10 protein-coding genes are annotated in these 10,611 nt (G+C 63.8%); all 10 read right to left on the bottom strand.

Annotated features, from left to right (window positions below; genetic code table 11):
- Positions 1-298: 298 nt before the first annotated feature.
- Genes J1G37_RS18840 through J1G37_RS18885 form a run of 10 tightly spaced genes read right to left on the bottom strand, consistent with a single transcriptional unit; the run spans position 299 to position 10,347 of the window.
- On the bottom strand, positions 299-1,276 hold the full coding sequence (locus tag J1G37_RS18840) for a LysR family transcriptional regulator (RefSeq protein WP_207044370.1): 978 nt from the start codon (positions 1,274-1,276) through the stop codon (positions 299-301).
- Between the two features lie 51 nt (positions 1,277-1,327).
- The gene (locus J1G37_RS18845) at positions 1,328-2,269 is read right to left on the bottom strand and encodes a peptidylprolyl isomerase (RefSeq protein ID WP_207044373.1); all 942 of its coding nucleotides are present in this window, start codon (positions 2,267-2,269) and stop codon (positions 1,328-1,330) included.
- Complete coding sequence (locus J1G37_RS18850) at positions 2,266-2,733, bottom strand: YbjN domain-containing protein (RefSeq protein WP_207044375.1); 468 nt, start codon at positions 2,731-2,733, stop codon at positions 2,266-2,268. The genes J1G37_RS18845 and J1G37_RS18850 overlap by 4 nt, the downstream gene beginning before the upstream one ends.
- Before the next feature lie 20 nt (positions 2,734-2,753).
- Positions 2,754-3,380, bottom strand: a complete 627-nt coding sequence (locus J1G37_RS18855; protein ID WP_124528331.1) for a DNA repair protein — start codon at positions 3,378-3,380, stop codon at positions 2,754-2,756.
- Between the two features lie 19 nt (positions 3,381-3,399).
- Positions 3,400-5,100 carry a putative porin gene (locus J1G37_RS18860; RefSeq protein ID WP_207044378.1) on the bottom strand — a complete coding sequence of 567 codons (1,701 nt, stop codon included), beginning with the start codon at positions 5,098-5,100 and terminating at the stop codon, positions 3,400-3,402.
- Positions 5,101-5,141: 41 nt separating this feature from the next.
- The gene (locus J1G37_RS18865; RefSeq protein WP_207044380.1) at positions 5,142-5,846 is read right to left on the bottom strand and encodes an energy transducer TonB; all 705 of its coding nucleotides are present in this window, start codon (positions 5,844-5,846) and stop codon (positions 5,142-5,144) included.
- Positions 5,847-5,849: 3 nt separating this feature from the next.
- The gene (locus tag J1G37_RS18870; protein ID WP_017738393.1) at positions 5,850-6,275 is read right to left on the bottom strand and encodes a biopolymer transporter ExbD; all 426 of its coding nucleotides are present in this window, start codon (positions 6,273-6,275) and stop codon (positions 5,850-5,852) included.
- Positions 6,276-6,286: 11 nt separating this feature from the next.
- Positions 6,287-8,086, bottom strand: a complete 1,800-nt coding sequence (locus J1G37_RS18875; RefSeq protein ID WP_017738394.1) for a MotA/TolQ/ExbB proton channel family protein — start codon at positions 8,084-8,086, stop codon at positions 6,287-6,289.
- Between the two features lie 24 nt (positions 8,087-8,110).
- A complete protein-coding gene (locus J1G37_RS18880) occupies positions 8,111-9,694 on the bottom strand; it encodes a ShlB/FhaC/HecB family hemolysin secretion/activation protein (RefSeq protein WP_207044382.1) in 1,584 nt (527 codons plus the stop codon).
- Between the two features lie 59 nt (positions 9,695-9,753).
- The gene (locus J1G37_RS18885) at positions 9,754-10,347 is read right to left on the bottom strand and encodes a transposase (protein ID WP_017738396.1); all 594 of its coding nucleotides are present in this window, start codon (positions 10,345-10,347) and stop codon (positions 9,754-9,756) included.
- Between the last annotated feature and the right edge of the window lie 264 nt (positions 10,348-10,611).

Raw genomic sequence — 10,611 nt, forward strand, 5'->3', positions numbered from 1 at the left:
GATATGTGGCGCGATACAACAGCGTAAGGCGCCACAGCTACAACGGTTATCACTCACCGATAGCGGCGGAAAAGCTAGCAGCGTGAGAACCGAAAAGAATGTCCGAAATTACTGGACCAGTTCAAGCTTGCCTGCGAAAGCGGTGGGTCAGCTGCATCTGTGTTAACTGGCAGGCCGCCTTCGCGGGCAAGCCCGCTCCCACAGGGGATTGGGTTACCACTCTGGATCAGGTTTGCACCGATCAAACTGTGGGAGCTGGCTTGCCTGCGATGGCGTTGGGTCAGCCACCACCATCAGCTCAGTCAAACCACTCCTTGCGCCCCTCAAACGTCCCGACGATCAACTCGACAATCACCTGCACCGCCTGCGCATCCTGCACTTGGGCATTCACCGCCAGCCACACCTGGCGCTGCATGCTGTCGGCCAGCAGCCCCGGCAGCGCCACCAGGCCGCGGTCGAAGCTGCTCATGTAGTGCGGCAGCAAGCCGATGCAGGCGCCGCAGCGGATCATTTCCAGCATCAGCGAGTAGGCCTGCACTTGCACCACGGCGGCGCGGCGTTGCTCTACGACGTGGTTCCACGGTTGCAGGGCGTCGACCTGCACGTCGGGTTGCCATTGCACGAGCATGTAGTCGTCAAGGTCATCCACGCTGTCCGGGCGGGTGGTCAGCCGTGAGTAGCGCTTGGCGATGTGCGGCAGGTAGTGCAGGCGCGCCAGCGGGCGTGGCGGTTGGATCGGAAAGCTCGGGCCGGGCGCGGGGCCGTCGGTGTCGGAGAGCCACAGCACCACGTCCACGTCCACCGCTTGCAGGGACAGGTGGCTGTCGATGGAGATAATCTCCAGGCGCACGCTGGCATTGCGGCGCAGCAAGGCGATCAGGTCGCGACCGAGGATGTCGTGCAGGATCGGCTCGGCCACCGCCAGGCGGATCAGCGGCTGCTCCACCACCGGCAGGCGCCGCTCATGGGCCAGCGCAATCAGTTGCGCTTGCAGTTGCAGGCCGTCGCGACTGAGGACCAGGCCGTTGCCCTGGTAGGTGAACAGCGCATGGCGCACCTGTTCTTCGAGCTGCGCCAGGCGCTTGCGCAGCAGCGTCGATTTGATATTCAGGCTGCGCGCCGCCTGCATGAAACAGCCACAGCGCGCACTCACCAGAAAGTAGCGCGCCACCTCCGGTTCGATCTCGCAGGCCAAAGCCGGCCAACTGCTGCGCGGCTCGCTCGCCGTGCGATAAGCGGCGGGCGCCTGGGGGCCGGACGGTTCTAGATATGCCATGGGAGACTCCCTGTCTTGTTGGTCTGTGCATCCAATGCGGGTTGTCGCGAATTACTCCAGCACCTTGTTCAGCTCGGCACCGTCGATACTCAAGGTGGCGGTGTTGAGCATGCCTTCCAGGTAGGCCTTGGCAATCTGCTCTTGACGCTGGCTACGCAAGGCCTCGGTCAGGCGTGCGCGCAGCTCATCCAACGTCGCCGTGCGCGCCGGTTGCTGGGCGGTGAGCCTGAGCACATGGAAGCCCGCCGCACTCTGCACCACATCCGACACCCCGCCGACCTTGAGCCGCGCCACCGCCTCACGAACCTGCGGCACCAACTGCTGCAACGGCTGCATCCCCGAATCGCCGCCACGCGGGGCGGTGTTCGGGTCTTGGGAATATTGCGTGGCCAGCGCGGCAAAATCCCCCGGCGTGGCCTGGGCCTTGCGGCTCAATTCCTGGGCCTGGCGGCGTATCGCTTCGGCAGATTGCGGGTCGTTCACGGCGAGGAAAATCTGGCTCACCCGAACCATCGGCGGCGTCACCCACTGCGCCTTGCCGGCGTCGTAGGCCTGTTGCAACTCAGCCGCGCTGGGATAGCCCGCCGGCACTTGGCTGACCGACAACATGTAGTCGCGAAACACGATCTGCTCGGTAGCGGCGCGGGTCTGCTGCTCCACCTCCGGGCGCTGACGCCAGCCCTGGGCGTCGGCCTGTTCCAGCACGGCCTTTTGCGCCAGGCGTGAGCGCAGCCAGGTTTCCAGCGCGCCACGGTTGCCGCGCAACTGCTCGCGGGTCTCGGCCGGCAGGCTCGCCAGCACGCTTTGCATTTCCGTCAGGTCGATCTGCTGGTTGCCCAGGCGTGCCACCGCCGGGCCGCCTGCCGGCGTCGCGAGCACTGGCGCCGGCTGCTGCGCCGCCACCGGGTCGCTGCCCGGCCGCAGGCTCAAGCCCACGGCCACCACCAGCAAGGCCAGCGCACCCGCGCCGACCATCAAGGTTGGCTTTTTCACAATACCGCCGCCTCTTCGCCCACCGATTGCGCGGCGGCCTGCAACTGCGCGGCCTGCTGGCTGTATTCACGCAGGTAGACAATGAACTCCTGCAACAGGCGGTCCCACAATTCCAACTGGCTGCGCAGGTAGGTGACGCTCACGCCCGCCACCACCACGTCCATTTCCATCAGCAGGAATTCACCCTGCACCGACAACCGCGCAAAGCGCCGCGATGCGTTCCACACCTGGGCCAGGCCTTCCGGCAGTTCACCCTGGATGCGCAGCGCGCAGCTGTAGGTGAAATCCACATAACCGCCCAGCTCGCCCGCCGGGTTGCCGAAGCGCACGGCAAAGCCGATGCCCTGGCTGGCGCTGAGCAATTGCACGATGCCGTTCTGCTCGCTCGGGTTGACCCGGTAGCCGGCTTCTTGCAGCAGTTCGGTGAGGCTCTGGACGGTGACGCTGGTGATCAATTCGCTCATGGTGAAGTCTTCCTTGTCGATCAGTGATTGGCAGTTGCCTGGGGCGCATCAAAACGGCTCTTGTACAAATCGTCGCCAAAGCCCTGGGCCAGTTCCTCGAACTTGACCCGCGCACCGCTGGCGAAGGGCTGGCGGATACTCATCACCTCAGCCACATCGATTTTTTCGTAGGCCGCCAGCAGTTGCTGGGCCACGCCGTACATCTGTTGATTCTTGACTGCACATTGCTGCACTTGTGTGTCACGTTCGCTCAGCTTGGCTTGCAGGCCGGCGCGCTCGGCCTCCTTGCCCTTGGCCAGCACCAGCAGTTCCTCGTAGGCCTTCTTGAACTTGCCGATCTGCTCATTGCTTGCCGCCACCTGGGCTTGCGCCTGGCTGTGCAAGCTTTGCTGCTGGCCGGCCATTTGCTCGGCCACGCCACGGGTCTTTTCCAGCTCGGCAGTCAATTGCTTGATCTGCGCCTGGGCCTGCTTGGCCTGGGTTTCAGCGGCGATGCGCGCCGCACTGGCCTGGGCCTGTTCGCTTTGCAACGCCTGCAACTGCTGGGTGGTGCTGCGCAGTTGGGTACGCAGGCGCTCTTCCATGCCTTCGGCGCTGGCGCCGGTGGCGACGAACAACAACAGCAGCCCGCAGATTCGCGTGTTCATGTGGCATCTCCTGTGCGCGTCAGAAGCGCGTGTTGAGTTCCAGTTGCATCACATCCACTTCAAACGGCTGGCCGTAGACTTCCGAGGCGCTCAACCAACGCGCACTGGCGTAGATGTTCTTTTCGATGCCGTAGTTGGCACCAATGAAGTAGCCCTTGGCGTTGGTGCCACCGAGGTGGAACGACGAATCGTTGAAGCCATCAGGCAAGGCGTCGGGCTGGATGTATTTGTAGCCAGCCAATACGTTCCAGTCGCCGCGCTTGCGCATCTCCAGCGCACTGCCGAGGGTGAACGAGACCATCAACGCATTGCCGCCACTTTCAAACTCGCCGTTGCTGTTGAGGTTGTTGACGATGTGGCCTTCGCTGCGCTTGAGCATCTCGCCCTTGTCGTAGCCCAGGTTGTGGATGAAGTTGGCCTGGCTGCGCAGCTTGAAGTCGCTCGGCAACTCGCTGTCCCACACCGCGTTGAGGTCGAGGAGGTTGAACTTGGACGCAAGGCCGACGAACTGCGGCTCCGGCGTCTTGCCAGGGGTGGCCGGGTTGGGCGCGATGTCGCGCAGGTTGAACACGCTGTTGCCCTTTTGCATAAAGGCCACGCGCGAGCCGTCGGTGTCGCAACCCGGCTTGCCTTCCCACGGTTTGCACAGGCTGGAGCGTTCGCCTTCGATGTTCTGGAACTGGTAGTAGGCGCCCGCGAGCTTGAGGTTGTTGCTGCGATTGATCTTCCAGTCGACGCCGATCTGCCCGCCAAACAGCCATTTGGTGTCGCTTTCTTCCTTGTCGAAGCCGTTGCTGCTGGCGGTGTCCGAGGTGTATTCCACCGGGAACGCGCCGAGGGTGCCGAACAGGTTCCAGTCGCTGGCGAGGCGGTGGTTGAAGATCGCCGCCACGCCGTCGAAGTTGAGGTCGTTGGAATACATCATGTCGGTGGAATAGAACGGGTTGGCGATCCGCCCGCCGGTCAAAGTCACCATGTCCGAAGCTTTCCAGCTCAGGTAACCCTGGTCGAGCCAGATGTCCTTCTTGCCGAAACCACCGCCCAGGGTCTGGGTGGTGGACACCGGGTTGTTGTCGGAGCCGGTGCCGAGGCGGATGCCGGCGGTCCATTCCGGCGAGATCACCGCTTTCATGCCCAGGCGGGCGCGGATGCGGAACAGGTTTTCGCGGTCTTCACGGGTGTTGAGCAACGGCGGCAGCTGCGTGCTGGAGTTCGGGTTGACGTCATACGGCCCGTTGTTGTTGAGCTTGGCGTAGTCGGTGATGGTGTCGTCGTTCTTGCCCGAGAAGTAGCGCGACTCGTCACGCAGGCGGATATCGCCGTCAAAGGTCACGCGGGACACCCAGTCCGGGAAGGTATTGGGCTGGGCCCAGTTTTCCTGCTTGGCGGTGGCCATGACTTCGGCTTTCACCTGGTCGCGGATCTGATCGCGCACCGCTTGCGGCACGTACTGCACGCGCACATCCCCTGGCGCAGCTGCAGGCCCTGCGGCGACCACCGGGGCGGCATTCGCCTGGCGCGCTTGCAGGGCTTCTTTTTCCGCCTGGGCAATCAGCCCGTTGGCGGTGTCCTGGGTCAACACGCCCTGCTGCACCAACAGGCGGATCAGGTTGATGGTGACGTTTTCCGAAGGCGCAACCGGGGCAGCCGTCGCTTGGCCAACCAGGGTCGCGATGACCATGCCGACCGCCAGGGTCAGTCGATTCACGGGGGAAATCATGTGTACGCAACTCCTGTAAAAAACCGTAGAAAAGGGTTCGATCATTCCGGGCGCCGGCCCTTGAGGGACAGGCGTACCGGCATCGTTACGGCGGCTGGCACCCGTTGCGTGGCATGGGGCGCCCGCAAGACGGCCAACACCTGGGCATCGGTCTCGGCATCACCGCTGGACTTGGCCAACTCGGCACGGGTGACCTGGCCATCGGCGTTCAGCCACAAATCGGCCTGCACCGCATACGCCTTCTTGCGCAACTCCGGGTCTTCGCGCAGCAGGCGCTGAAACACCCCTGCCAGGTACTGCTTGTAAGTGCCGGTACCCAAACCGCCACCACCGGAACCGGCCATACCGCCGCCTTTACCGGCGCCGATGTTGAAACCGTCATTGCCCGACTGGGCATCGCCGTCGATCTGCATCGGGTTGGCCAAATCGTCCGCCGGTGAAGGCGGTGCTTCGTCCGCGGGCTTGACCTCTTCCGGCTCGGGCGTGGGCACGGGCTCGGGGATTTTTTCTTCGACCTGGGGCTCAGGCTCCTTGGGCTTTTCCGGTGGCGGCGGTGGCGGTGGCGGCAACGGGATAATCGTCGGGATCTTCGGCGCTTCGCGGCGCACGCCACTCATGTCATTGGCCCACTGCCACAAGAACCAGGCCGCCACCGCGCCCAGCAAAAGGCCTGCGCCCCACTTCAACGGGCGCAGCGGCGGCTTGTTCTTGACCGGCAATGGCGGCATCGGGATCTGTGCGGTCATGGCTCAGCCCTGGCTCGGTTTGCCGGTGACCAGCCCGACCTGGGACAGCTCCAGCCGTCGCAGCAAGTCGAGCACCTCGATCACCTTCTGGTACTGCACCAACGCGTCGCCGCGCACGATCACCGGGAAGTCCGGGTTCTGCGCTTTCTCGATGCGCAGGCGCTCCTCCAGCTCGCCGAGGGTCACCGGGTACGCATCGAGGAACACCTGGCCGCCGTCGTTGACGGAAATCGCCTTGGTCTTGGCCTCCGACAGCGACACCGAGGCGCTGGCCTTGGGCAAATGAATCTGAATGCCCGAGACCTGGGCGGTGGCGGTGAGGATAAACATCACCAGCACCACCATCAGCACGTCCACCAGGGGCGTGATGTTGATGCTATCGACGGCGGCATCATCGTCATCGTCGTGGGAGGCGTTTACGGAAGCCATGCTGATTCTCCTCAGGCCGGTACGGCGGCGTGATGCTCGCGGCGGTGCGCGGCTTCACTGGACTGGCTCTCGCCGTGCATCTCCGCCAGGCGGGTGATGAACTCATCGACGAACACACGCATGTCCGCGCTGACTTCCTTGTTGCGCGTGATCAGGCGGTTGTAGCCAAACAGCGCCGGGATCGCGACAAACAGGCCCATGGCCGTGGCCAGCAAGGCCGCCGCCATGCCCGGGGCGATGGCGTTGATGTTCACGTCACCGGCCATCGCCGTGCCGAGGAACACCACCATGATCCCCAGCACGGTGCCGAGCAGGCCGATGTACGGGCCGCCGGCGATAGCGTTGGACAGGGTCGAGAGCTTGGAACTGAGGGCCTGGTTTTCGCGGGTGCGCACGCCGTCCATGGAGCAGCGGATGGCTTCGATGGTCGCCGCCGAGACGGACGAGGTGTCGGCGCCCTGGGCGCGGCGGGTGCGGATCTCCTTGACCGCCACCAGGTACAGGCGCCACAGCGACGAATGCTGCAAGCGCTGGCCCAGCGGGGCGTCATCGGCATACATCTCCAGGCGCGTGCCGATCTGCGCGAAGTGCTCGCGGAAAATCTCGTTGGCGCCGCTGACACGGCTGACCTGGCGGTTCTTGCGCAGCATGATCACCCACGACTGGAACATCATCGCCACCAGCACCAGGATGATGACCCAGGCGTCCACCGGCACCGCGTTGAGCAAGAAGCCCAGGCTGCCGAAACCGAAGCCCGACTGTTCTTCATCCACGCCGTAAGCCACCAGTTTCGACTCGGCACCTTGGGCGCTGGCGTCGGCCAACAACAATGTGGCCGGGCGCGCAACCTTGGACAGGCGCAGCTCATCGATGGCGCCGGCGAACGGCAGATGCGTGGTGCCGGCGTCCGGCAGGTCGCCGCCAATCGCCAGTTGGGAATTGAACGCTGGCAGTGCGACCGCCAGGCTGGCCGTCTCGCGACCATTTACATACAGCGCAATTTTTTCACCCTCGGCGGTGAACGCCAGGTGCTGCCATTGCCCAGGGTTCAGCGGTTGAGTGGAGACCACGCGTTGGCCATCGACTTCCACAAACGGCGTGCCCTGGTTCAACCCCAGCAGCAGGCTGTGGGGACCGTCGCGGCGGGCGAGGACGATCTGTTCGCCGCTGGCCTGATCCAGGCGCAACCAGGCGCTGAAGGTGAACGCGCCGCCTGCGGCATGTTGCAGCGATGGGCTGGCCGGCAACAGCAGCGGCTGGCCGCCGAACTGCAAGGCGCGGCCGATCACGCCGTCGATGCTCGCGCCGGTGGCGTTGAGCGAGGTATTGGCGTAGGCCGTGGTGTCGCGGGCCGGGGTGCCGTTGGCCCCGTCAAAGTGGTACAGCGCGGTGTAGTTCGGGTCGAACGCCAACTGGCCGTTGCTGGTGGCCGGGGCTTTTTGGTTGCCGTAGTACATCCACAGGTCCTGGCGCTGGCCACCTTCGACCTTGGGCACATCGACCCAGATCAGCGCCATGCCCATCAGCGGGTCGAAGCTTTCGATCTGGTGGTTGAACACGGTCTTGTCATCGGCGCTGACAAAGCGCAGGTCGGCGCCGTCGTCCTTCACCCCATCAAAGGTGAAGTTGCCGGTGTGCAGGCGCACCAGCAGCGCGGTGCGGCCCAGGGCCTGGTTGATCGCGGCGCCTTGGGCGGTGGTGTCCACGGTGATCTGCTTGCGGTAGTGCCAGTCGTCTTGCCACCAGGCATGGGCGGTGGCCGGGAGCGTGAAGCCCAGGCAGATCAACAGGCTCAGGATTAGGCGTTGCATGGGTGAAGTCTCCGAAAGAAAAAGTCAGAAAGTCGCCTGCACACTGAAGTGCAGTCGCGAGTCCTGTTTCTGGGTGTTCGGGCCATTGAGCAGCGGGTAGCCCCAATCCAGGCTGCCGGACAACCATTTGCTCAAACTGGCGCGGGTGCCCAGGCCGACACTGGCCAGGCTGTATTCGTCTTCTTGCTCGGGCAGCGGGTCGTGCAGGCGCAGGCGCGCGCCCTCGGCGAACGCATAGAAGCGCCACTCCTGCACATAACTGCCGAGGTACTTGGCCACCGACGGCGTGCGCAGCTCCTGGGACAGCAAGTAACCCTCATCCCCGGTGCGCTCTGCCGCCAGGTAGCCGCGCACCGAGGTGGCGCCGCCGGCGGAATACTGCTCGTTGGACACCAGCGGCCCCGAAGCCAGCTGGAACGCCGCCTTGGAAGCCGACTGCCAGTTGTTGGCGAAGGTGTAGGTGTAATTCAGGTCGCCCTTAAGCGCTGCAAAACTGGCGCTGGCCTTGTAGCGCTTGTAGTCGAACTCTTCCGCATCGCTGCCGTAGCCAAAGAACGCGCGGGTGCCCACCACCAGGTTCAGGCCCAGGCCCAACTGGGATTGCTCGGTGTAGCGATAGCCGTTGTAGCCGAGGGTGAACGGCGCGTACTTGAGCGGCACCTGGTCGCGGCTGGCACCGAATTGCATCTCTTCGTCGAAGTCTTTGAAGTCGATGCCAAACGAGAAGGAGTTGGCCCAGACATTGGTCGCCGGCAGGTTGTAGATCGCCGACACGCCGTAGGAATGGCCCTTGCCGAGCACGTTGCTGCCGCCGATGGTGGCGATGTTGCTGTCGGACTGGTAGCCGGTGAACTGCAAGGTCCAGCGCTCATCCAGCGGCGCGCTGTAGGAACCCGACCAGACCTTGGCGTTGCTGCTGTCCTGGGGCGCGGTGAAGTAGGTCAGCGAGATGCTGTGGCCCAACTGCCAGAGGTTGTCGTAGCCCAGGGTGGCCACCGAGCGCAGCTTTTCGGTGTCGGCGCTGTAGTCGTTGTTCAGGCCGAGGCTGGCGTGCCAGGGGTTCTGGTCTTCCACCTGCAAGTCCACGTCCATGGTGCCGGGGCGCTGGCCTTCGTGCACCAGCGGCGTTACCTGGCGCCCGACGCCGCGGTTGAGGCCGGCAAGCTGGGTTTGCACGGTGGCAAAGTCCGGCACCTCGCCTTCCTTGAGGGCCGGCACTTCGTCGCGGATTTCCACCGGCGAATAATGCTTGGCGCCGACCACGCGCACGCGGCCGATCTTGGTTTCGCTGACTTGCAGGTAGACGATACCGTCATCGACCTTCTGCTCCGGCAGCTCGACAAACACCGACTGGTAGCCGCGCGCCTGGTAGATCTTTTGCAGCGCATCACGGGCGCCTTCGATATCGCCCAAGGTCTTTTGCGGGCCGAGAAACGGGTACACCGCCTCCTCGATCGCCGCCGCATCGAGCACGGTATTGCCGCGCACGAAGTACTCATTGACGTCGACCCGGCGTGCCGCGCCCTCCTCCTCGGCCTGCGCGGGCAAGGCCAAAGCCCCCAGCGTCAGGCAGCACAGCGCCAGCGTTGACTTGAACAGATGCTCCACACCGCCCCCTAACTTTCCAAGATTCTGCGCCGTCGCCGTTTGCACGGCGTTTGGCCTGCTCAATTGCTGGTTGTCGAAAGGTGGCTGTGCCGGGCCAGCCAGGTGTGCAGCAAGGCGAAGTTCAGCGAGAACTCCGGCATGTGCAGCAAGGCGCCACAAAACACTTCACCGATGATGGTCTGGATCAACTGCACCGCACGCGGGTTGCCCAGCACGCTGGCGATGTCCCGTTGCAGGACATGGATGCCCCACACTTTCTGGTTCAGGTCGAGGCCGACGAACCAGCGGAACAGCAGGTTGTAATTGAGTTGCTCGTGCAGTTGTTGCTCGCTGGGCACCGAATACAGCAGTTGCAGCAGGAGGATGTGCACCACGGTGTGCGGCGCAATCAGCATGCCCGGCTCGGGCTGGAGCCAGTCGCGATGGCTGTCGAGCACCTCGTCGATCTGCGGGCGCAGCAACACCAGCGAATGCCCCGCCGGGATAAAGCTGGAGACTTCTTTCAACGCGCCCTGCCAATCGTCCTGGGAGACGATCCACACCCACGGCGCGCCGTAGCGGTACACCGAAACCGGCTTCTTGCGCGCGGCTTCGACGATCTTCGACAGGCGCTGATCGAGCTCCTGCATACCGACTTTCGAGTAACGTTCCATAGTTCCCATTTGCCCCACTCCTGGCGTCCTGCTGACGGCTTTGGCGACGACTTTTGATCGTATCCAGCGCGTTACATAGGAGAGACGGGGGTGGGTGGGAGCTACCGAACTTTTGTCATGAAAGCTTCATTTAGGATTGATTCGGAGGCAATTTTCAGGACCTATCACGGTAGAGAATGTGTACGGGCTTGTGTGGGAGCGGGCTTGCCCGCGATGGCGGTGTGTCAGTCAGCATATTCATCCACTGATCCACCGCTATCGCGG

The organism is Pseudomonas sp. Marseille-Q1929, assembly GCF_017316265.1.
GTDB lineage: Bacteria > Pseudomonadota > Gammaproteobacteria > Pseudomonadales > Pseudomonadaceae > Aquipseudomonas.

Excerpts from the sequence above, each read along its gene's own strand:
- J1G37_RS18855 (WP_124528331.1), bottom strand. The coding sequence starts at position 3,380 with ATGAACACGCGAATCTGCGGGCTGCTGTTGTTGTTCGTCGCCACCGGC.
- J1G37_RS18875 (WP_017738394.1), bottom strand. The coding sequence starts at position 8,086 with ATGCAACGCCTAATCCTGAGCCTGTTGATCTGCCTGGGCTTCACGCTC.
- J1G37_RS18885 (WP_017738396.1), bottom strand. The coding sequence starts at position 10,347 with ATGGAACGTTACTCGAAAGTCGGTATGCAGGAGCTCGATCAGCGCCTG.
- J1G37_RS18870 (WP_017738393.1), bottom strand. The coding sequence starts at position 6,275 with ATGGCTTCCGTAAACGCCTCCCACGACGATGACGATGATGCCGCCGTC.
- J1G37_RS18840 (WP_207044370.1), bottom strand. The coding sequence starts at position 1,276 with ATGGCATATCTAGAACCGTCCGGCCCCCAGGCGCCCGCCGCTTATCGC.
- J1G37_RS18860 (WP_207044378.1), bottom strand. The coding sequence starts at position 5,100 with ATGATTTCCCCCGTGAATCGACTGACCCTGGCGGTCGGCATGGTCATC.
- J1G37_RS18865 (WP_207044380.1), bottom strand. The coding sequence starts at position 5,846 with ATGACCGCACAGATCCCGATGCCGCCATTGCCGGTCAAGAACAAGCCG.
- J1G37_RS18850 (WP_207044375.1), bottom strand. The coding sequence starts at position 2,733 with ATGAGCGAATTGATCACCAGCGTCACCGTCCAGAGCCTCACCGAACTG.